Source organism: Catenuloplanes nepalensis, assembly GCF_030811575.1.
GTDB classification, from domain to species: Bacteria; Actinomycetota; Actinomycetes; order Mycobacteriales; family Micromonosporaceae; genus Catenuloplanes; species Catenuloplanes nepalensis.
Map to the genome: position 1 here is coordinate 6,393,151 of NZ_JAUSRA010000001.1, position 21,772 is coordinate 6,414,922.

Annotated in this window: 14 protein-coding genes and 1 pseudogene; 8 read left to right on the top strand and 7 right to left on the bottom strand. The window is 70.5% G+C overall.

All coding sequences use genetic code 11. The features are described 5' to 3' along the window. Window positions 1–293 precede the first annotated feature (293 nt). Window positions 294–1,073: a transcriptional repressor LexA gene (gene lexA, locus J2S43_RS27425; RefSeq protein WP_306834025.1), complete on the top strand. Its 780-nt coding sequence runs from the start codon at window positions 294–296 to the stop codon at window positions 1,071–1,073. A gap of 87 nt (window positions 1,074–1,160) precedes the next feature. Here the strand turns inward: lexA and J2S43_RS27430 are convergent, their stop codons facing one another. Continuing rightward, window positions 1,161–3,542, bottom strand: a complete 2,382-nt coding sequence (locus J2S43_RS27430) for a hypothetical protein (protein ID WP_306834027.1) — start codon at window positions 3,540–3,542, stop codon at window positions 1,161–1,163. Window positions 3,543–3,729: 187 nt separating this feature from the next. Further along, window positions 3,730–5,142 (bottom strand): GTPase HflX, encoded by a 1,413-nt coding sequence (hflX, locus tag J2S43_RS27435; RefSeq protein ID WP_306839475.1) that lies wholly within the window; start codon window positions 5,140–5,142, stop codon window positions 3,730–3,732. Window positions 5,143–5,326: 184 nt separating this feature from the next. On the opposite strand from hflX, the gene J2S43_RS27440 reads away from it, so the two are divergent. Then, window positions 5,327–6,787 (top strand): NAD-dependent malic enzyme, encoded by a 1,461-nt coding sequence (locus J2S43_RS27440; RefSeq protein WP_370881660.1) that lies wholly within the window; start codon window positions 5,327–5,329, stop codon window positions 6,785–6,787. A gap of 1,344 nt (window positions 6,788–8,131) precedes the next feature. Here the strand turns inward: J2S43_RS27440 and dapF are convergent. Together dapF and miaA are read right to left on the bottom strand one after the other, a co-directional pair. Then, entirely contained in the window at window positions 8,132–8,977 is an 846-nt protein-coding gene (dapF, locus tag J2S43_RS27445; protein ID WP_306834029.1) for a diaminopimelate epimerase, read from the bottom strand. A gap of 7 nt (window positions 8,978–8,984) precedes the next feature. Beyond that, the gene (gene miaA, locus J2S43_RS27450) at window positions 8,985–9,938 is read right to left on the bottom strand and encodes a tRNA (adenosine(37)-N6)-dimethylallyltransferase MiaA (protein WP_306834031.1); all 954 of its coding nucleotides are present in this window, start codon (window positions 9,936–9,938) and stop codon (window positions 8,985–8,987) included. A 211-nt stretch (window positions 9,939–10,149) separates the two neighbouring features. On the opposite strand from miaA, the gene J2S43_RS27455 reads away from it, so the two are divergent. Beyond that, window positions 10,150–11,358, top strand: coding sequence for a DUF349 domain-containing protein (locus J2S43_RS27455; RefSeq protein ID WP_306834033.1), 1,209 nt, complete (start codon window positions 10,150–10,152; stop codon window positions 11,356–11,358). Between the two features lie 337 nt (window positions 11,359–11,695). Next, window positions 11,696–11,872: a hypothetical protein gene (locus tag J2S43_RS27460; RefSeq protein ID WP_306834035.1), complete on the top strand. Its 177-nt coding sequence runs from the start codon at window positions 11,696–11,698 to the stop codon at window positions 11,870–11,872. Between the two features lie 319 nt (window positions 11,873–12,191). On the opposite strand, the gene miaB is transcribed toward J2S43_RS27460, so the two are convergent. After that, complete coding sequence (gene miaB / locus J2S43_RS27465) at window positions 12,192–13,697, bottom strand: tRNA (N6-isopentenyl adenosine(37)-C2)-methylthiotransferase MiaB (RefSeq protein WP_306834037.1); 1,506 nt, start codon at window positions 13,695–13,697, stop codon at window positions 12,192–12,194. Between the two features lie 217 nt (window positions 13,698–13,914). Here miaB and J2S43_RS27470 point away from each other — a divergent pair, with 217 nt between their 5' ends. The 4 genes from J2S43_RS27470 to J2S43_RS27485 all read left to right on the top strand — a co-directional run bounded on the left by J2S43_RS27470 (window position 13,915) and on the right by J2S43_RS27485 (window position 17,247). Then, a complete protein-coding gene (locus tag J2S43_RS27470; RefSeq protein WP_306839477.1) occupies window positions 13,915–14,661 on the top strand; it encodes an amino acid ABC transporter ATP-binding protein in 747 nt (248 codons plus the stop codon). A gap of 59 nt (window positions 14,662–14,720) precedes the next feature. Continuing rightward, entirely contained in the window at window positions 14,721–15,584 is an 864-nt protein-coding gene (locus tag J2S43_RS27475; protein ID WP_306834038.1) for a glutamate ABC transporter substrate-binding protein, read from the top strand. A 75-nt stretch (window positions 15,585–15,659) separates the two neighbouring features. Then, window positions 15,660–16,334, top strand: a complete 675-nt coding sequence (locus tag J2S43_RS27480; protein WP_306834040.1) for an amino acid ABC transporter permease — start codon at window positions 15,660–15,662, stop codon at window positions 16,332–16,334. 1 nt (window position 16,335) lies between these two features. Then, entirely contained in the window at window positions 16,336–17,247 is a 912-nt protein-coding gene (locus tag J2S43_RS27485) for an amino acid ABC transporter permease (protein WP_306834042.1), read from the top strand. 120 nt (window positions 17,248–17,367) lie between these two features. Here J2S43_RS27485 and J2S43_RS27490 read toward each other — a convergent pair. After that, window positions 17,368–18,223 (bottom strand): annotated as a pseudogene (locus tag J2S43_RS27490) (IS5 family transposase). A 791-nt stretch (window positions 18,224–19,014) separates the two neighbouring features. Continuing rightward, entirely contained in the window at window positions 19,015–20,793 is a 1,779-nt protein-coding gene (gene rny / locus J2S43_RS27495; RefSeq protein ID WP_306834044.1) for a ribonuclease Y, read from the bottom strand. Between the last annotated feature and the right edge of the window lie 979 nt (window positions 20,794–21,772).

A 21,772-nucleotide genomic window follows, 5' to 3' on the forward strand; every position in this document is an offset into this window, starting at 1 on the left:
ATCTTACTCGAACAACAGTTCTATAGAACGGACGTACGAAGGTCTACCAGAACATGCGTACGGATGTCGAGACTCGAAAGCACGACACGCCGCCCAAATCTCGTACAGATGTTTGAAGAAGTGGGATTTCACCATTACCGTTTGCGCACAGAGGGGTCACCACGCCGTACCGGCTTCCCCAATCCGGTTCGGGCTGGTCCATCCCGTACCGATTGGTGGCGTTTTGCGCACTTCCCCACCGCGCAGCGCCGCCAGGTGCCGAAACAGGCACTCACCGACCAGGGAGGACGGACGTGTCAACCGACGACCGGAGCAAGCATCCGGAGCAGGAGCAGCAGGGCAAGAGTGCGCCCTCCGCGGGCAAGCGCGGCGCCGGGCGGCAACGGGCCGCGGCCCCGCACCTGCGGCCGGTGCAGCCGGTCAGCAGCTTCCCCGACCTGGTCTCCGCGGACCTCACCGCCCGCCAGCGCAGGATCCTCGAGTTCATCCGCGAGTGGGTGGAGAAGTACGGCTACCCGCCGAGCGTCCGGGAGATCGGCGAGGCGGTCGGCCTCGTCTCCCCGTCGTCCGTCGCCTACCAGCTGAAGGAGCTGGAGCGGAAGGGCTTCCTGCGCCGCGACCCGAACCGGCCGCGCGCGGTCGACGTCCGGCCGCCGGCCGACATGATGGACGACGAGGCGGCCCGCGCGCAACGGCCCACGCCCGCGTTCGTGCCGATGCTGGGCCGGATCGCGGCCGGTGGCCCGATCCTCGCGGAGCAGGCCGTGGAGGAGGTCTTCCCGCTGCCGCGCGAGCTGGTCGGCGAGGGCGAGGTCTTCATGCTGAAGGTCAAGGGCGACTCGATGATCGACGCCGCGATCTGCGACGGTGACTGGGTCGTGGTGCGCCAGCAGCCCAACGCCGACTCCGGCGAGATCGTCGCCGCGATGCTGGACGGCGAGGCCACGGTGAAGACCTACCGCCGCCGCGACGGCCACGTCTGGCTGATGCCGGCGAACCCGGCCTTCGACCCGATTCCGGGCGACGACGCCTCCATCATCGGCCGCGTCGTGGCCGTGCTGCGCCGGATCTGAGCGCCGGCGCCGCTTCCGCGGCGCTGAAATCGGGGTGCGGGCTCCACCGGCCGTGGAGACCGCACCCCGGGGTGTGTCTGTGCGCGATCAGCGCCGGCGGTCGTCGTAGGGCGGGTTCTGCGGGTAACCGCCTCGCTGGTCGTCGCGGCGGTCGTGACCGCCGCTCCGCTCGCCGTCACCGCCGCCGTAGACAGCGCCGGAACCGCCGCCGTTCATGCCGCCGGGACCGCCACCGTAGACGCCGTTCCCGCCCTGGCGCGGCGGACGGCCGCCGCCCTCCTGCGGGTTACGCCCGTCCTGCGGACCACGCCCACCGTCCCGCGGGCCTCGCGCGCCCTGCTGGGCGCCGCGCCCGGCCTGCGGGTTCCCACCGCTCTGCTGCGGAGTTCCGCCGCTCTGCTGCGGGCCACGCGGGCCACCGTCGCCGGGACCGGCACCGTTCGGTCCGCCGCCGCGCGGGCCACCGGGACCGCCCTGGCCGCCGCCACGCGAACCGCCGGGGCCGCCGGGACCACCCTGACCGCCACCGCGCGAACCGCCGGGGCCGCCGGGACCACCCTGACCGCCACCGCGCGAACCGCCGGGGCCGCCGGGACCACCCTGACCGCCACCGCGCGGACCGCCGCCGGGGCCGACCGGGCCGCGACCGCCGTCGCCGGGTCCGCGACCGCCGCCCTGGCCGCCGGCGCCGTAGACCGCGCCGGAACCGCCACCGTTCATGCCGGCCGGGCCACCTCCGTAGACGCCACCGCTCTGCTGCGGATCCTGCGGGGCACGGCCACCGCCACGAGGTCCGCCGCCGCGCGGACCCTGGCCGGGAGCGGCAGGACCGCCACGCGGACCCTGGCCGGGAGCCGCGGGACCGCCACGCGGACCCTGGCCGGGAGCCGCGGGACCGCCACGCGGACCCTGGCCGGGAGCCGCGGGACCGCCACGCGGACCCTGGCCGGGAGCCGCGGGACCGGAACCACCCGGTCCGCCGGGAGCGCGACCGGAGCCCCGGCCATCGCCACCGGCACCGTAGACCGCACCGGAACCGCCACCGTTCATACCGGCCGGGCCGCCGCCGTAGACGCCGCCGGCCTTGCTGACACCGGCCTTGCCGCCGCCCTGGCCCGCACCGGCGCCGCCGGCTCCGTAGACCGCGCCGGAACCGCCACCGTTCATACCAGCCGGCCCGCCGCCGTAGACGCCACCACCGCGCTGGACCGCGCCGGAACCGCCGCCGTTCATGCCGCCGGGGCCACCGCCGTACACGCCGGCGGACCGGGCCGCGCCACCGGCGCCGTACACCGCGCCCGCGGCCGCCGGCTCGCGCCGGTTGGCGCCGGAGGACTCGGCTCCGAAGCCGCCGCTCTGGTCCGGCGAGTCGCCGTCACCGGAGCCGGCGGCGGACGCGGACCTGGCCGGCGTCTCCTCCTCGTCCGGGACCGGGTTGCGACGCCGGAACATCACGATGCCCGCGATGCCGCCGGCCAGCATGAGCAGGCCGACGATGCCGACCGACACGATGCCGGCCGTGATCTGGCCGAGCGAGACCCGCTCCCAGAGCGCCCGGTTGTCGCCCTGGCCGTCACCGTCGCCGGTGTCCGCCTGGACCGCGTTGTGCGCCGGCGCGTACTTCAGCAGTTTGGGCGTGTCCTTGGCGAACGTCTGCCCCGGGGACACCTCGGAGACCGTGACGAAGGAGGTGCCGTCCGCCGCGTACGAGATCGCCTCGCCGAACGACTCGTCGGGCAGCCCGGTGATCCGCGGTTCACCCGAGGTCACGGCCGCGATCACGTCGCCGTTCTGCACGTCCCACTCGAACGCGTCCGCGTACGTCCGGAGCGCCACCTTCGCGCCGCCGGGCGCGACCGCGCCGCCGGTGACCGCGAGCCGGCCCGGCACACCGAGCCAGGTGCTCGTCTCGGTGAGCGGGATCTTCCACTCGCCGGCCTGCTTGAGCTCGATGCCGTCCGCCGTCTTCTCCAGCGGTGCCGAGGGGACCCAGAGGTGGGCGATCGCCGCTTCCTTGGTCACCACGATCGGCGTACCGTCGCCGTTGACCAGCAGTGCCTCGGCGTTGGGCGCGTTGTCCCCGGGGTAGCGCAGCGGGTAGTAGACCGGCTCCGGGCTCTCCGCCGTCAAATCGATCTTGAAAAGACCGATCGTGGCGCGCTTGCCCTCGTTGTCACCGACGTCGCCGACCCACAGCGTCTTGCCGTCCGGCGAGAGCACCATGTCCTCGGTGTCCGCGGGATCGCCGGGGTACTCCATGGTCCGCTTTCCCTGAAGCTTGCACTTGCCGTCCAGGTAGAAGACCTTGGTGGCCTCCGCGGGATTGTCCGAGCCGTCGTTGATGACGAAGTAGCCGTCGTCGTAGGCGGCGATGCCGGAGAGCTCGGACAGCACCTGGTCGGAGAGCTTGCACACCTCCTGGCCCTTCGCGGGCTCCGCGGCCGCCGCCGCGAGTGCGTTCGACGGCATGGCAGCGACCAGCCCGAACGCCACAACAATCGATGAAACTGCACGCCGCATCCGGCTAGTCTCGCACGCCATCCTCGAACCTTGGTTACACGCCGATCAAAGCCGGCTGACACACACCGGGTGCGATGCCGCCCTTACGCGCCGCATCGCACCCACCAACAACCACAAACCATGACAATAGGAAACGTCAGCCGGTTACCCACGGTGACAGCTCGGCGGCGAGCGCTTCGTCGACGCGGACGTGCAGCTGCGTACCCTCGCCGGTGTGTGCGGTGCTCAGCACCTCGCCGCGCCGGTGCACCTGCGCGACCAGATCACCCCGGTCGTACGGCACCGTGACGCGGATCTCCACGGCCGGGCGCGGCAGCCGTCCCTCGATCGCGGTCCGCAGCTCGTCGATGCCGCGGCCGGTGTGCGCCGAGACGAAGATCGCGTCGGGCCACTCGCGTTTGAGGCGGAGCAGCGTCTCCTCGTCGGCCGCGTCGGTCTTGTTGACCACCAGCAGCTCCGGCAGCCGATCCGCGCCGACCTCGGCCAGCACCTCGCGCACCGCGCGCAGCTGCTCCTCCGGGTCGGGATGCGAGCCGTCCACCACGTGCACCACCACGTCGGCCTCCGCGACCTCCTCGAGCGTGGAGCGGAACGCCTCCACGATCTGGTGCGGCAGGTGCCGGACGAAGCCGACCGTGTCGGAGAGCGTGTAGATCCGGCCGTCCGACGCGTACGCCCGGCGGGTGGTCGGGTCCAGCGTGGCGAACAGCGCGTTCTCCACCAGCACGCCCGCGTTGGTCAGCTTGTTCAGCAGGCTGGACTTTCCGGCGTTGGTGTAGCCGGCGATCGCGACGGCCGGCACCGCGCGCCGCGTACGACGGGCGCGCTTGGTCTCCCGTACCGTCTTCATCGCCTTGATCTCCCGCCGCAGGCGGGCGATGCGCGTCCGGATGCGCCGCCGGTCGATCTCCAGCTTCGTCTCACCGGGACCGCGCAGGCCCACGCCGCCGCCGCTCGCACCACCGGCACCACCGGCCTGTCGGGACAGCGACTCACCCCAGCCCCGGAGGCGCGGCACCAGGTATTCGAGCTGAGCCAGCTCGACCTGCGCCTTGCCCTCCTTGCTCTTGGCGTGCTGGGCGAAGATGTCCAGGATCAGCGCGGTCCGGTCGACGACCTTGACCTTGACCTGCTGCTCCAGGTTACGCAGCTGGGACGGGGACAGCTCGCCGTCGCAGATGACGGTGTCGGCACCGGTCTCCCGGACGACCGCGCCCAGCTCCTCGACCTTGCCGCGTCCGATGAACGTGGCCGGGTCGGGACGGTTGCGCCGCTGGACCAGGCCCTCCAGGATCTGCGAACCGGCGGTCTCGGCCAGCGCGGCCAGCTCGGTCAGCGAGTTCTCCGCGTCGGTGACGGACCCACCGATCCAGACACCGACCAGCACGACGCGCTCCAGGCGGAGCTGGCGGTACTCGACCTCGGTGACGTCGGTGAGCTCGGTGCTGAGACCCGCCACGCGGCGCAGGGCGTGCCTGTCCTCCAGCTCCAGCTCACCGGTCGTCACGTCGTCGTCGGTGTTCTGATCCTCGTCGTCCCACAGATCGATCTCGTCGAAGTCGGGCTCAGAGGTTGACGCTGTGTGGTTACTAGGCAAGTAATTCCCTCCTCAGACCTCGATGGTTGCACGCTCTCCGGCTCAGTGCACTCATAAATCACCCCGGGGTACGCCCCCTCCCGGGTAAAGGACAAGAATCAGGACCGGTACATCGCCGTACAACCTGGGAGGACCGTTGTCCCCGACCCGCCTGCCGAGCGCAGGGTTCTCGATCACCATCCGGGTTAGCGTCATCGCCGACGCCTCCGCGATCGGCCGCCTGACCACGTGCGTGGGCGAGGCCGGCGCGATCGTGACCGCGCTCGACGTGGTCGACTCCGACCCCTCGCGCGTCACCGTCGACCTCACCTGCGACACCGCCGACTCCACCCACGCGGACCAGGTCGTCAAGGCCCTGGAGGAGCTGGACGGCGTGGAGGTCCGGAAGGTCTCCGACCGCACGTTCCTGCTGCACCTCGGCGGCAAGATCGAGGTCACGTCCAAGGTCGCGCTGCGCAACCGCGACGAACTCTCCCGGGCGTATACGCCGGGTGTCGCCCGCGTCTGCCTCGCGATCGCGGAGAACCCCGAGGACGCCCGCCGCCTGACGATCAAGCGCAACACGGTCGCGGTCGTCACGGACGGGTCCGCCGTCCTCGGCCTCGGCAACATCGGCCCCGCCGCCTCACTCCCGGTGATGGAGGGCAAGGCCGCGCTGTTCAAGCGCTTCGGCGGCGTCGACGCGTGGCCGGTCGTGCTCGACACGCAGGACACCGACGAGATCGTCAACATCGTCCGGGCGATCGCTCCCGGGTACGGCGGCATCAACCTTGAGGACATCGCGGCGCCGCGCTGCTTCGAGATCGAGGCGCGGCTGCGCGAGCTGCTGGACATCCCGGTCTTCCACGACGACCAGCACGGCACCGCGATCTGCGTGCTGGCCGCGCTGACCAACGCGCTGCGCGTCGTCGGCAAGAACCTGGCCGACGTGCGCGTGGTCGTCTCCGGCGCCGGCGCCGCGGGCACCGCCATCATGAAGCTGCTGCTCCGCCAGGGCGTGGGCGACATCATCGCGTACGACCGGCCCGGCGCGCTGCACCGCGGCCTGGAGAACCTGAACCCGACCTGGCAGTGGCTGGCGGAGAACACCAACAAGTCCGGCTATGTCGGGGATCTGAAGGGCGCGATCCGCGGCGCGGACGTGTTCATCGGCGTCTCCGCGCCGAACCTGCTCACCGGCGACGACATCGCCACCATGGCGGACCGCTCGATCGTGTTCGCGCTGGCCAACCCGGACCCCGAGGTCGACCCGCGCGCGGCCCGCGAGCACGCCGCGATCGTCGCGACCGGCCGCAGCGACCAGCCCAACCAGATCAACAACGTGCTGGCCTTCCCCGGCGTCTTCCGCGGCATGCTCGACGCCCACGCGGAGAACTTCACCGAGGAGATGGCGCTGGCCGCCGCCCAGGCCATCGCGGACGTGGTCGGCGAGGACAAGATCAACCCGACGGTGATCGTGCCCAGCGTCTTCGACACCCGGGTCGCCCCGGCCGTCGCGGCCGCGGTCCGCCGCGCCGCCGCCAGCCACGGCACCAGCGCCGACTTCGGTGGCGTCGACTCGGACGAGGACACCAGCTTCGGCGCACCGGAGCAGTGACGAAACCCGGGCGCGGCCACGAAACGTCAGTGGCCGCGCCCGGCCTTCCGGAACCCGCTATTCCCGCTTCCGGCGCGCCCACGTTCCGAGTGCGCCCGCGGCCACCGGCCCAATGCCACTCAGCTTATTCCGATCTTGAAGTAGTGCGGTACGGCCGCACTCCGCTGGCCAGCAAGAATTAGGTGCGGTACGGCCCCACTCCCCCGACCAGCAGGAATACCGTCAGTTCGATCCAGGTTCCGAGGTGGCCTTTGCTGTCGGTGCGCGAATCGCACGGCCTCCGGACGCCGAAACCCCGCCGGCGGCGGGCAGAGAGCCGCACCCCTCCGATGCACCCGAGCGCCTTGTACCCGAGCGCCTTGTACCCGAGCGCCTTGTGCCCGAGCGCCTTGTACCCGAGCGCCTTGTGCCCGAAATTTCCTGATAAAGCCGCCAAGCGCCTGTCTGACGACGCCAGGAATGCCTTGACGACCTTGGACCTGGCGCCTGAGTGATCAATCAGTGGAGCAAAAGAGCGATCAACTTCGATTTTTGATCTATCTTTTGCTCCACTGATTGATCACTCAGGTCGCGGCGGTGGCGCCTCGCGGGCGGGCAGTCCACGCCGGAGGGTCGGATGTCGCGATATTTCGGGCGCGGAACGCTTGGATGCCGCGCGCGGGCTTGAGTGGGCCCGCGCTCGACGGTCCGAGGGGACGGGCAACGGAGTCCGTCCGGGGGACGGGCGACGGAGGTGGCCGGCGGCGTCGCGCGGATGCCGGCGAGGTGCTCGTGAAAGGCGCAGGTCGGACTCCATGATCAACTTGACCTAGGTGGCATCGGGCACCGGCCTGCCGCCGACCGGCCTTCCTGCAAGATCATCGCCGGTCCCGCACCGCCGCCCCCGAGATCAGGGCGTCCCCCAATATCGTGGAACAGCATGGGGGGCGCCCTGATCGTGAGGTGTGTGCCGGGTAGCGGGTGGGCTCGCCGCTGAAGGTGCTGGGGTTTCGCGCCACGCCAGAAGCGGCAGGGAGGCCGCCCGCGGCCGAGCGGTGCCCGCGCGAAGCCGGTCGCCCACGCCCGAGCCGGCGGGGCCCCGCGCCCGAGCCGGGAGCCGCGCGAAGCCGGTCGCCCACGCCCGAGCCGGCGACCCGCGCGACGCGCCGGTCGCCCACGTCCGAGCCGCGCCCGAGCCGGCAGCCGCGCGAAGCCGGTCGCCCACGCCCGAGCCGGCGGCGGGCGTGCGGCCGGGCGAAGCCGGGTGGGCGGTCAGTCCGCGGACTGCCAGGTGTGCGGCTCGGCCGGGAGGTTGGTGAAGATACCAACGGAGCGCCTGCGGCCGGGCGCCGGACAACCCACCGGTCAGTCGATCGTGCTCAGTGCGCTGACGTCGATCTCGCCGGTGGCGACCAGGACGGCCGGGCCGGCGAGGGTCCAGCCCGCGTCGGTGCGCGTCGCGGCCAGGCGGCCGCCGAGCAACTCGACCGCGACCGTGCCGGCGTCGAGGGCCGCGTCGTGCAGCGCGACCGCCGCGACCGCCAGCGCGCCCGAGCCGCAGGCCAGCGTCTCGCCGGAGCCGCGCTCGTAGACGCGCATGCGGACGTGCAGGTCGAAGCCGTCGAGCGGCGGCAGCGGCGTCACGAACTCGACGTTGACGCCGGCCGGGAACAGCGCCGGGTCGAAGCCGGGCGACCGGGTCAGGTCCAGCGAGTCCAGGTCGACGCCGTCCGGCAGCACGCTGACCAGGTGCGGGTTGCCGACGTCGACCGCGGTGCCGGGGAACGTGAGCGGCACGATCGTGGCCGCACCGGCGGCACCGAGGCGCGGGGCCGGCATGTCCACCGCGATGGTGTCGCCGTCGATCGTGGCGCGGACCAGCCCGGCCCGGGTCAGGATCGGGAACGAAGCGCCCTCGGCCAGGCCGGAGACGGCCAGGTAGCGGGCGAAGACGCGCACGCCGTTGCCGCACATCTCGGCGATCGAGCCGTCCGCGTTCCAGTAGTCCATGAACCATTCGGCGTCGGCCGCGCGGCCCACCGCCTCCGGGTGCTTCGCGGTGCGGACCACCCGGAGCACGCCGTCGGCGCCGATCCCGCGGTGCCGGTCGCAGAGCGACGCGACCAGCGACGGCGTCAGCGCGAGCTGCCCGTCCGGGTCCGCGAGGATGACGAAGTCGTTGGCGGCGCCGTGGCCCTTGGTGAACTGCACCGGACCATCATTCCGCACCCACCGGAAGATCCACCAACCGCAGCGCGGAATCCACGAGATCGGGCGCCCCGCCGTCCAGCCAGTGCACGGACGGGTCCCGGCGGAACCAGGAGCGCTGGCGGCGGACGAACCGGCGGGTCGCGGCCGTGGTCCGCTCGCGCGCCTCGGACTCCCCGCACACGCCGTCGAGCTGGTCGATCGCCTGCTGGTAGCCGAGCGCGCGGCCCGCGGTCCGGCCTTCGCGCAGGCCGTGCGGGAGCAGACCGGCGACCTCGCCGACCAGCCCCTGCTGCCACATCAGGTCCACCCGCCGGGCGATTCGCGCGTCCAGCGAGGTGGTCTCCCGGTCGACGCCGATCCGCACGCTGTCGTAGAAGGGCCGGGGCGAGTCGGGCAGCGAGGCGGTGAACGGCTTCCCGGTCAGCTCGATCACCTCCAGCGCCCGGACTATCCGCCGGCCGTTGCTGGGCAGGATCGAGTCGGCTGCCGCCGGGTCGAGACCCCGCAGCCGATCATGGAGGGCTGCCGGACCGGCCGCGGCCAGCTGGGCTTCCAGCGAGGCGCGCAGCGACGGCGACGTACCCGGGAAGGAGAATTGTTCCAGGACCGCCTGGACGTAGAGGCCGGAGCCGCCGACCAGCAGCGGCACCCGGCCCCGGGCGAGGATGTCGTCGATCGCGGCGCGAGCCAGCGCCTGGTACTCGGCGACCGCGGCCGGCTGCGAGACGTCCCAGATGTCCAGCACGTGGTGCGGCACGCCGCGTCGCTCGGCCAGGGTCAGCTTGGCCGTGCCGATGTCCATCCCGCGGTAGAGCTGCATGGAGTCGGCGTTGACCACCTCTCCCCCGAGCGTCTCGGCCAGCGCGATGCTGAGATCCGACTTTCCGGCCGCGGTCGGGCCGAGAACGGCCACGACACGACCCTGATGGGGGAAGACCCTGGATGCGGCGGGTGACGACACGCGACCTACGGTAACTGCACGGGCGTGCGGAACCGCCACACGGCCGACCTAGAACACCGTATGGTCACGGTCGTCAACAGGCACTCGACGGACACGGGGGCGAACCTGTGACAATGCCGGGAGAAGTTCATAGGCAACCTACTGCGCGGTGGCGGTGACCGGAGGAAAACAGGCTTTCCCTCCGGAGCCGGGAAGAACTGAGGATGGGCAGATGAGCGACTGGACCGCCTACGGTCGGGTGGACGCCGACGGCACGGTCTACTGCAAGACCGCCGATGGCGAGCGCGTGGTCGGATCCTGGCAGGCGGGAACGCCCGAGGAGGGCCTCGCCCACTTCGCGCGCCGCTTTGCGGACAAGGTTACCGAGGTCGACCTCATCGAGGCTCGGCTGAAGTCCGGTGCGGCCGACGCGGCGCACTCCCTGAGCAGCGTGAAGAGGCTTCGGGCCGAGCTCGCCGAGGCCCACGTGGTCGGCGATGTGGACGGGCTCGCGGCCCGCCTCGACCGGCTGACCACGCAGGCCGAGGAGAGCGCGGCCGCGGCGAAGGCCGCGAAGGAGACCGCCCGGACCGAGGCGCAGGCCCGCAAGGTCGCGCTGGTCGAGGAGGCGGAGAAGATCGCCGCCGAGTCGACCGGGTGGAAGGCCGCGGGCGACCGCCTCAAGGAGATCCTCGACGAGTGGAAGACCATTCGCGGGATCGACAAGAAGACCGACGGCGAGCTGTGGAAGCGGTTCGCGGCCGCGCGTGACGGGTTCACCCGACGCCGGGGCGCGCACTTCGCCACGCTCGACGGGCAGCGCAAGCAGGCCCAGGGCGCCAAGGAAGACCTGGTCAAGGAGGCGGAGTCGCTCTCAGCGTCGGAGGACTGGGCCGACACCGCCGCCCGGCTCAAGGACCTGATGACCCAGTGGAAGGCCGCGCCCCGCGCCTCGAAGGAGGCGGAGCAGCGGCTGTGGGACCGGTTCCGGGCCGCGCAGGACGCGTTCTTCTCGCGCCGGAGCGAGGTCTTCTCCGCCCGCGACGCCGAGCTCAAGGGCAACCTGGAGCGCAAGCAGGCGCTGCTGGCCGAGGCCGAGGCGGTCGACGTCGACGCCGACCCCAAGGTCGCGCAGAACAAGCTTCGCGAGATCCAGGGCCAGTGGCACGATATCGGCCGCGTCCCCCGGGAGAACATGGCGAGTCTCGACCGCCGCATGCGCGCGATCGAGGACAAGCTCCGCCAGGCGATGGACTCCGCGTGGCGCCGCACCGAGCCGTCCGCGAACCCGCTGCTCGCGCAGATGCGCGACCAGGTCGCCGAGGCCGAGCAGCGCCTGGAGCGCGCGAAGGCCGCCGGTGACGCCAAGCGCATCCGCGAGGCGGAGAAGGCGCTGGAGAGCAAGCAGCAGTTCCTCAGGCTCGCCGAGCAGGCCGGCTGAAAAAGATCAGAACAGAGCGCCGAGAGGGTACGGTCCACGCCGGCCCCTCGGCGCTTTTGTGTTCGCGACGCCGGCCGACGGGAATCGCCGCACCGGTCACGCTCCGGCCACGTGCGCAGCGCGGATGCGATGGCACGATATGCCGACATATCGGGCCCGAGGCGCCCGATCTCCTGATTCCGGCCGCCTGGTCCCGACACCCGCTTCCAGCGCTCGCTTCCGACTCCGTTGCCATTCGGCATCGGAAGCCGCGAGCCCTGCCCGGAGACCGGAGGCATAAGCCCGAAATTTCGAATTATTTCCGCCATAGCTCGGACAGCGTCGAGCGGAAGCCGGCGTGGCGGTCGTGCTGTCGCGACCACTCATGCCCGAAGGTTCATTGACCGACACGAAAGAGAGGTCAAATATCGAAGTCGACCTCTCTTTCGTGTCGGTCAATGATCCTTTACGGCGAGCCACCGCCGAATGGGCAACAGAGTCGCTTCCGACGGCAAGCGACAGCGACAGCGCATGATCCAGGCGTTCCTCAAGTCGTTAGAACGACTTGAGGAACGCCTGGATCACGGAAGTGCGCGCACCGGAGAGCTTGCGCGTCAGCGCGTTGGCTCACAGCGCGCGTTGGCTCACAGCGCGCGTTGGCTCACAGCGCGCGTTGGCTCACAGCGCGCGTTGGCTCACAGCGCGCGTTGGCTCACAGCGCGCGTTGGCTTGCGGCGCGCGTCAGCGCGCTCTGGGCTTGCGGCCACGGATCGTGCAGGGAGGAGCGCCAGCGACGACCGGTGCCCGCGGGAGCATGCGGAACTCGCGCCGCCGGAAGCGGGTATATCCAGCTCTTATTGGGTTTGGCAGGCGGAAACCGCGGCCGGGAGCGGCGCCGGGACGCCGATCGTCGGGAGGCCGAGGTTGACGCCCGGTGTGCGGGTGGTGCGGCCGGCGGCCCACGCGTCGCCCGCGCGGGTGGTGCGATGGCTGATCGGTGCGCCGTCCGCGTTGAGGTGGTGCGGCGCCGCGTAGGTGACCTCGGTGTGCACGATGTCGCCCGGGCGGATCACGGCGGCCAGGTCACCGGTGTTGAAGTGGACCAGGCGGCCGTCGCGGGCGCGGCCGGACATGCGGCCGGTGCGCTCGTCCTTGCGGCCTTCTCCCACCGCGACCAGCAGCTCGACCTCGCGGCCGATCTGACGCCTGTTCTCCGCCCAGGTGATCTCCTCGACCACCTCCATCAGGCGGCCGTAGCGCTCCTTGACCACCTCTTTCGGCACCTGGGAGTCCATGGTGGCGGCGGGGGTGCCGGGACGCTTGGAGTATTGGAACGTGAACGCGGAGGAGAACCGGGCCTCGCGGACCACGTCGAGCGTGGCCTGGAAGTCGGCCTCGGTCTCGCCGGGGAAGCCGACGATGATGTCCGTGGTGATCGCGGCGTCCGGCATGGCGGCGCGCACCTTCTCGATGATGCCGAGGTAGCGCTCCTGCCGGTAGGACCGGCGCATCGACTTGAGCATCGCGTCGGAGCCGGACTGCAGCGGCATGTGCAGCGAGTGGCACACGTTCGGCGTCTCCGCCATCGCGGCGATCACGTCGTCGGTGAAGTCCTTCGGGTGCGGGCTGGTGAACCGGACCCGCTCCAGGCCCTCGATCTCGCCCGTGGCGCGCAGCAGCTTGCCGAACGCGTAGCGGTCGCCGAACTCGACGCCGTAGGAGTTGACGTTCTGCCCGAGCAGCGTCACCTCCAGCACGCCCTCGGCGACCAGCGCGCGCACCTCGGAGAGCACGTCGCCGGGACGGCGGTCCTTCTCCTTGCCGCGCAGCGACGGGACGATGCAGAACGTGCAGGTGTTGTTGCAGCCCACCGAGATCGAGACCCAGCCGGCGTACGTCGATTCGCGGCGGGTCGGCAGCGTGGAGGGGAAGACCTCCAGCGACTCCAGGATCTCCACCTCGGCGTCTGCGTTGTGCCGGGCGCGCTCCAGCAGCGCGGGCAGCGAGCCGATGTTGTGCGTGCCGAAGACGACGTCGACCCAGGGCGCCTTGGCCACGATGTCGCCGCGGTCCTTCTGGGCGAGGCAGCCACCGACCGCGATCTGCATGCCCGGGTGTGAGTCCTTGACCGGGCGCAGGTGGCCGAGGTTTCCGTAGAGGCGGTTGTCCGCGTTCTCCCGGACGGCACAGGTGTTGAAGACGACCACGTCGGGGTCGCCGTCCTGCGGTGCGCGCACGTAACCGGCCGCCTCGAGCAGGCCGGATATGCGCTCGGAGTCGTGCACGTTCATCTGGCAGCCGTAGGTGCGCACCTCGTAGGTGCGGGCCTCGGACGGCGCGGAAGGGGCTGCGGTAGTCATGGCATGACCAGCGTATCCGGCGCACCCACGGACCGGTGAATCCGGCCCGCCCTCGATGGGTGCGGAGGGTGGCTACGATCGGTGCCGCTTCCGCGGAGATGCGGTCAAGTGTTGCCTCTCCGTGACCAACCAGGCTGCTTCCCGACACAAGGGCACCCTTAAGGTTTTGCCCACAGGTCAGAAGCGATCAGAGGGTACGAGGGGGACGGTGACAAGCGTGGCAGAGGGCGAGCCGCTCATCGTGCTGGACCGGGTCAACAAGCACTTCGGTCCCTTGCACGTGTTGCGAGACGTCAGCCTCTCGATCGACCGGGGCGAGGTGGTCGTGGTGATCGGCCCGTCGGGTTCCGGGAAGTCGACGCTGTGCCGCTCGATCAACCGGCTGGAACCGATCAGCGGCGGCACCATCACGTTCGACGGACAGCCGCTCCCCGCTGAGGGCAGGGCGCTGGCCCGCCTCCGCAGCGACGTGGGCATGGTGTTCCAGTCGTTCAACCTCTTCGCACACAAGACGATCCTGGAGAACGTGACCCTCGGGCCGATCAAGGTCCGCAAGGAGAAGCCGGCCGAGGCCAAGGAGCGCGCGATGGCGCTGCTCGACCGCGTCGGCATCGCGAACCAGGCGCAGAAGTACCCGGCGATGCTCTCCGGCGGGCAGCAGCAACGGGCCGCGATCGCGCGGGCGCTGGCCATGCGCCCGAAGGCGATGCTCTTCGACGAGCCCACCAGCGCGCTGGACCCGGAGATGGTCGGCGAGGTGCTGGACGTGATGACGTCGCTGGCCAAGGAGGGCATGACCATGGTCGTGGTCACCCACGAGATGGGCTTCGCCCGGCACGCGGCGAACCGCGTCGTGTTCATGGCGGACGGTCAGCTCGTCGAGCAGGCCGCACCGACCGAGTTCTTCGCGAACCCCACGAGCGACCGTGCCAAGGACTTCCTCTCGAAGATCCTGACCCACTGAGATACGTCCACTGCGGAGGCGCCGGCGCACGGCACCCCGTGACGAAGAAGGAGAATGAGATGCGTGTTTCGCGGATGGCTGCGGTCGCCACGGCCGCGGTCATGGCCCTGTCCGTCGCCGCCTGTGGTGGCGGCGACGACGCCGGCAGCGGCGGCGGGGGCTCCGGGGACGGCGTGATCGGCAAGGCCGCGTCCGGCAAGCTGATCATCGGCGTCAAGTCCGACCAGCCGGGCCTGGGCCTGCAGACGGGCACGACGTACGAGGGCTTCGACATCGAGATCGGCAAGATCGTGGCGAAGGGCCTCGGCCTGGACCCGGCGAAGATCGAGTGGAAGACCACCGTGTCGGCCAACCGTGAGCCGTTCATCGAGCAGGGCCAGGTCGACCTCGTGATCGCCACCTACACGATCAACGACGACCGGAAGAAGAAGGTCGCGTTCGCCGGGCCGTACTACTTGGCCGGCCAGTCCCTGCTGGTCACGACGGACTCCACGATCACCGGGCCGGAGGCTCTGGACGGCAAGAAGGTCTGTTCGGTCGCGGGCTCCACGCCGGCCAAGCGGATCAAGGAGGAGTACCCGAAGGTCGCGCTGCAGGAGTTCGACTCGTACTCCAAGTGCGTGACCGCGCTCGGCGGTGGCCAGGTGGACGCGGTCACCACGGACGACATCATCCTCGCCGGCTACGCGGCGCAGGCGGAGTACGCCGGCAAGTTCAAGGTCGTCGGCGAACCGTTCAGCGAGGAGCCGTACGGCATCGGCCTGAAGAAGACCGACACCGCGGGCTGCACCAAGATCAACGAGATCCTCACGGCCGCGGCGGGCGACGGTAGCTACAAGGCCGCCTGGGACGCGACGCTCGGCAAGGGTGGCACGCCCATGCCGGAGTTCAAGGCCGACCTGCTGTCCAACTGCCCTGCCTGACAATCCGCACACCACCCGCGGGGCCGGCCCTCTTCCTGGCCGGCCCCGCGTCGTACCCCGGCTAGGAAGCGAGTCATGGATCTTCTGAGCGATCCCGAAAATCTGGACCTCTATCTCACCGGTTTCAGCTGGATCCTGCGTCTCACCGGCGCCGGTGCGGTCGGCGCGCTCGTGCTCGGCGTGATCCTGGCCGGTTTCAGGGTCTCCCCCATCCCGGTACTGCGCGGCTTCGGCGCCGCGTGGGTCACCATCTTCCGCAACACCCCGCTGACCCTGATCATCTTCTTCTGCTACTTCGGTCTCTTCTCCACGCTGGGCCTGTCGCTGGCCGAGGAGATCGACGTCAACAACTTCTGGCTCGGCGTGATCGGCCTCTCCGTCTACACGGCCGCGTTCGTCTGCGAGGCGATCCGCTCCGGCATCAACACGGTGCCGGCCGGCCAGGCCGAGGCGGCGCGCGCGATCGGACTGTCGTTCTTCCAGGTGCTGCGCATGATCGTGCTGCCGCAGGCCGCCCGCGCCGTGATCGCACCGCTGGGCAGCGTCTTCATCGCGCTGGCGAAGAACTCCACGATCGTCGGCACGATCGGCCTGGCCGAGTCGTCGAACGCGATGAAGACCCTGATCAACGAGTACGGCAGCCAGACCATCCTGATCTTCCTGATCTTCGCCGGTACGTTCGCGGCGGTCCTGATCCCTACCGGCTACCTCTTCGGCTGGCTGGCGAACCGACTGGCGGTGAAGCGCTGACATGAGTACCGATTCGGTCCTCTACGACCACCCGGGCCCCCGCGCCAAGATCCGCAACCTGGTCCTCACGGTCGTCTTCGGCCTCGGGCTGCTGGCGCTGCTCTACTGGATCTACCTGAAGTTCGACGAGAAGGGGCAGTGGGCGGCCTCGCTCTGGAAGCCGTTCCTCGAGGCGAACACCTGGCTCAACTTCATCATCCCGGGCCTGCAGCAGACGCTCAGTGCCGCGCTGGTCGCGATGGTGCTGTCGCTGACGTTCGGCATCATCTTCGCGGTCGGGCGGCTCTCCGACCACTGGTGGGTCCGGGTCCCGGCCGGCGCGATCGTCGAGTTCTTCCGGGCCGTGCCACTACTGCTGATGATCTTCTTCATCTTCTACGGCCTGCCGTACGTCAACGGCGGCGTCCCGATCCCGGCGTTCTGGGCGGTCGTCATCGGCCTCACGCTCTACAACGGCTCGGTGCTCGCGGAGGCGTTCCGGGCCGGCGTGCGCGCGGTGCCGGCCGGTCAGTCCGAGGCCGCGTACGGCATCGGCATGCGCAAGAACCAGGTGATGCGGTTCATCCTGATCCCGCAGGCCGCCCGCGCCATGCTCCCGGTGATCGTCAGCCAGCTCGTCGTCCTGGTGAAGGACACCGCGCTCGGCTACATCGTGGCGTTCCCCGAACTTCTGCAGCGCGCGGTCAACGACCTCGGCGCCAACCGGGCGAACATCGTCGCGTCCGCGCTGGTCGCCGCGGTCATCTACATCGTGGTGAACTCGCTGCTCACCTCGCTGGCCAACTACATCGAGCGCCGTACCCGGCGACGCGGCATCCGCGTTCCGCGCAACGGCGGCAACCCGGTGCGCGCGGCCGCCGACGCGGTCGCGATGCCGTCCGGCGTGGGCGGTGGAGGCGGCGTCGCCGGATAGCCCGCTTCCGTCACCGGCGGCCTCGGAGCCGCCGGCGGACGACCCACGAAGACCGTGAAGGGCGCCCCGAGGGGCGCCCTTCACGCTTCCGGCGCCCTATAAGAGCGCCCGGCAATAGGTTCACTTGAGTCTGCGGGTGGTGGGCCGGGTCTGCCATCGGTAGCGGGTTCGGGCGCGTTGGATGAGTTGACGGACAGTGACGATCGCGGCGGCGAGGTAGAGGTAGAAGTCGATGATGGTGGCCTTGCGGTCGGTGCAGCGGCGGATCTTGCCGAAGTCGTTCATCCAGGAGGTTGGTGCGTTCGACGACCCAGCGTTTACCTGCCTGGATGGGTGCGGGGACGCCTTTGCGGGCGATGTCGGCGTCGAAGCCGAGTTCGTCGAGCAGGTCGCGGGTGCGCCGGCTGTCGTAGGCGGCGTCGAGGTGCGCGGCGACGCGGTCGGGCCACCGGTGGCCGATCTGGGTGGAGCAGGCGGAGAACGTATCGCGTAGCAAAAGCGAGTCGTGCCGGTTCGCGCTGGTCGAGACGATCCCGAGCGGGATCCCGGTCGCGTCGGCGCCGGTCGAGCGTTTCATCCCGCCCTTGCCGCGGTCGACCGGTGACCGGCCGGCTTTCTCGCCGCCGCACGGGGCTTTCGTGATCGCACCGTCGACGCTGACATCGGCCAGGTCCAGGCCGATCATCAGGTCGTAGGCGTCCAACGCCAGCTCATGGACCTGCTGAGCGATACCCGCCTCGGCCCAGACAGCCAGACGGCGGCGGATCGTCCGGTCCGAACACGCCTCGGTCGCGATCACCTCGTAGCCCGAACCGTGCACCAGCGCGGCGATGACGTGCTCGAACACGACCCGGTCCGGGATGTGGGGCCGATGACATCCCAGCGGATGCGACGCGGCCACCCTGGGCCGAGGCGGGAGCAGCGCGGCGAACTGGACCCAGACAGGCTCGAACAACGATGATGGCAGGACAGGCACGGGACTCCATCGGTTACGAAGCGTGAAGAACTCCGATAATCGATGGACCCGTGCCTGCCCTCCATACCGGGGTCCCACCTATGTGGATCTTGACCTAGTGCCGGTCGCTCTAAGTCCTACGGCCACAACGAGCGACCGCGGCGGCCTCCGAGTCCCCCGCGAACACCGTGAAGGACGCACTTTCCGCTTCCACCGGCAGGGAAGGGCTTTCGTCCGGTCCGGGTTCCGCAGCCCCCGTGTTGCCGGTGCGCGAGTCGCGCGCGGTCTCCGGGGGTCGGCACACCGCCGACGGCGGGCGGGGCGCCCCCGTGGGGACTCGGGCACCGTTCGCCCGAAATCTCCTGATGAAGCGCCCGGCCGCCTGCAAGCGACGCCCGGGAATCCCGGGCCCGGCACCTGAGTGATCAATCAGGTGAGCAAAAGAGCGATCGACTTCGATTTTCGATCTACCTTTTGCTCACCTGATTGATCACTCAGTCCTCGGCGGTGGCATATCGCGGGCTGGTAGTCCGCGCCGGAGGGTGCGATGTAGCGATATTCGGGGCGCGCAGCGCCCGAATATCGCGAGCGGGCCGGGTCAACTCGCGCCCCCGGCCCGAACCCGCGCTCCCCGGCCTGACGGGGTGGGTGACAGAGGAGGGCCGGCGGGCGTTGCGGGGACATCGGCGGGGCGCTTTGTGAAAGTGCAGGCCGGATTTCACGATCAACTTAAGCTGAGTGGCATTGGACCGGTGCCCGCTCCGAGCATGCGGGCTGCACCACGCCGGAGGCGGGTAGATCCGAATGGTTCTTCAGCGGGCGATCTCGGTGACCCTGGACTCGCGGACGACCGTGACGCGGATCTGGCCGGGGTAGGTCAGCTCCTCCTCGATCTGCTTGGCCACGTCGCGGGCCAGGACCGCGGCCGCGATGTCGTCGATGTCCTCGGGGCGGACCATGACGCGGATCTCGCGGCCGGCCTGCATGGCGAAGACCTTGTCGACGCCGCCCTTGCCGCCGGCGATCTCCTCGATCCGTTCGAGCCGCTTGACGTAGGCCTCCAGGCTCTCCCGGCGGGCGCCGGGACGGCCGCCGGAGCACGCGTCCGACGCCTGGGTGAGCACGGCCTCGATCGTCTGCGGCGCGACCTCGTTGTGGTGCGCCTCGATCGCGTGGACCACGTCCTCGGACTCGCCGTACTTACGGGCCAGGTCCGCGCCGATCAGCGCGTGGCTGCCCTCGACCTCGTGGGTGAGCGCCTTGCCGATGTCGTGCAGGAACGCGCACCGCTTGATCGTCGGCACGTCCAGCTTCAGCTCCGCCGCCATCACACCGGCGATGTGCGCGGTCTCGACCAGGTGCTTGAGCACGTTCTGCCCGTAGCTGGTCCGGTACCGCAGGCGGCCCAGGTAGGTGACCAGCTCCGGGTGGATGTCCGTGATGCCGACCTCGACCAGCGCGTCCTCGGCCGCGCGCAGGCAGAGGCGCTCGACCTCGTCCTTGGCGGTCTCGAAGACCTCCTCGATCCGGTGCGGGTGAATCCGGCCGTCCAGCACGAGCTTGTCCAGCGTCAGCCGGCCGATCTCGCGGCGCACCGGGTCGAAGCAGGAGAGGAGCACGGCCTCCGGGGTGTCGTCGATGATCAGGTTGACGCCGGTGACCGACTCGAACGCGCGGATGTTGCGGCCCTCACGGCCGATGATCCGGCCCTTCATCTCGTCGCTCGGCAGGTGCAGCACGCTGACCACGCTCTCCGCGGTCTGCTCGCTGGCCACCCGCTGGATCGCGTCGACGACCAGATGCCGGGCGCGATCCTCCGCGGTGTTACGGGCGTCGTTCTCGATGTCCCGGATCAGGATCGCGGCCTCGCGCTTGGCCTGGGCCTCGATCGTCTCCACGACCTCGGTCTTGGCCGCGTCCGCGGTGAGCCCGGCGACGCGTTCCAGCTCACGCTGCCGCACCTCCTCGGCCTCGGCGACCGCGGTCTCGCGCTCGGTCAGCGAGTGCTCCCGGGCCGTGAGATCGCTCTCCCGGTCGGCGAGCCGGCGCTCGCGCTCGATCAGCCGGTCCAGTTCCTCGGTGTGCTGGCGCTCCCGCTCGTCGATCCGGGCGGCGCGGCGCTCGACCTCGGCGGCCTGCTCCTTGACGGTCGCGTTGAGCAGCGCGACCTCGCGCTCGCCGCTTCGCCGGGCCGCGGCGCGGACCTGCTCGGCATCGGCCTCGGCCTGGCGGTGCGCGCGGTCCAGGATCGTGTCCGCCTCCGCGTGCGCGGCGTCCAGCACGCGGCGCGCCTCGGCGCGGGCCGAGCTGGCCTCGGCGCGGGCGGCGGCGGCGTCGGTGCGCGCGGCGACGGTCTCGTTCTTCGCCTCCTCGACCGCGGACGTGGCCTCGGCGGCGGCGGTCTGCAGCTTGGCGAGCGAGCGTTCCTGCTTGTCCTTCTGCGCGAGGAACGCGGGGTCGTCCTCGGCGGGACGCGCGGGGGTGACCGGTTGCAGGCGGCGCAGCACGCGGACGCCGTAGGCGACGACGCCTCCCACCAGCACGCACAGTAAGAGCACGGCGCTGAGCAGCGCCACGTCCAGCGCCGTCATCGCCGGTCCAGCTTCCCGGGCCCGTCGGCGCCCTCTCCGGCGTGCGCTTCGATCGTCACCGCCGCCTCCCCTCACCGTTCGCCCGCATGGGACGCCTTCTGCAGCGGCTCATGCGCCGTCTTGCGGCTCACGGACTTGCCCGACCGGGGCGGCTGGCCGTGGGTACGACCCACCGGGCGCGTCCTTCCGGGCGCGCTTCGGCAGGCCGAGGTATGTCAGGCCACCGTCGGCGCGGCCGGGCCGACGGTGGAGGGCATCATGACGCAGTGAGACCTTGAAATGATGCCGTGTTGTTACGCGATCTATGTTGTGCGCTTAGCCTGCGATGGTCGGGCAATCCTCTTTGTACGCGAGGCTAGGTCGCAGAGGGCCGTTCGGTCAAGGAGACCTCATCCGGAAGCAGGTGGGACACACGGCACACGTATGCTCACGCCCAGCTCATACTACCCAGGGGTTAACGACCTCACTCATGGGGGGTTTCCGCCGATCATGGACAAATCGGCCGGGCTGGATCGGCGGGCCGTGGATTCCGTGATCACAATTTCCCGGCCATGACACCGAAAGTTTCGGCGACCACCCGAAACGACCACCGGCCGCGCGGCCCGCCCGCCCGGCCCGGGCCGAATCTCAGCGCGCCGGGTCTGCGCGAGCACCCTGCCTCAGACCAGATCCCAGTCTCCGCGCCCACCCCGGCTCACGACGGCGCGGAGCGTGCTCGGCACCGCACCCGCGCGGCCGAGGGCCGCTCAGACCGGTCTGAATCTCCGCGCGCACCGCCGCTCACGGCGGCTCCGCCGTTGCCGGCACCGGTCCGGGAGCGGGTGCCGGTATGAGCGAGCTTACGAGCGAATCCGCCGGCTCAGGGCTCCCAGCCTTTCCGGCACTGCACTCGCGCGGCCGAACCCCGCTTGCACCCGCGGTCTGAGTCTCCACGCGCACCGCCACTCACGGCGGCTCCCAGCCTTCCGGCACCCCACCC

Excerpts from the sequence above, each read along its gene's own strand:
- J2S43_RS27430 (WP_306834027.1), bottom strand. The coding sequence starts at position 3,542 with ATGCCGTCGAACGCACTCGCGGCGGCGGCCGCGGAGCCCGCGAAGGGC.
- J2S43_RS27455 (WP_306834033.1), top strand. The coding sequence starts at position 10,150 with ATGAGCGACTGGACCGCCTACGGTCGGGTGGACGCCGACGGCACGGTC.
- miaB (WP_306834037.1), bottom strand. The coding sequence starts at position 13,697 with ATGACTACCGCAGCCCCTTCCGCGCCGTCCGAGGCCCGCACCTACGAG.
- J2S43_RS27475 (WP_306834038.1), top strand. The coding sequence starts at position 14,721 with ATGCGTGTTTCGCGGATGGCTGCGGTCGCCACGGCCGCGGTCATGGCC.
- J2S43_RS27480 (WP_306834040.1), top strand. The coding sequence starts at position 15,660 with ATGGATCTTCTGAGCGATCCCGAAAATCTGGACCTCTATCTCACCGGT.
- J2S43_RS27485 (WP_306834042.1), top strand. The coding sequence starts at position 16,336 with ATGAGTACCGATTCGGTCCTCTACGACCACCCGGGCCCCCGCGCCAAG.
- rny (WP_306834044.1), bottom strand. The coding sequence starts at position 20,793 with ATGACGGCGCTGGACGTGGCGCTGCTCAGCGCCGTGCTCTTACTGTGC.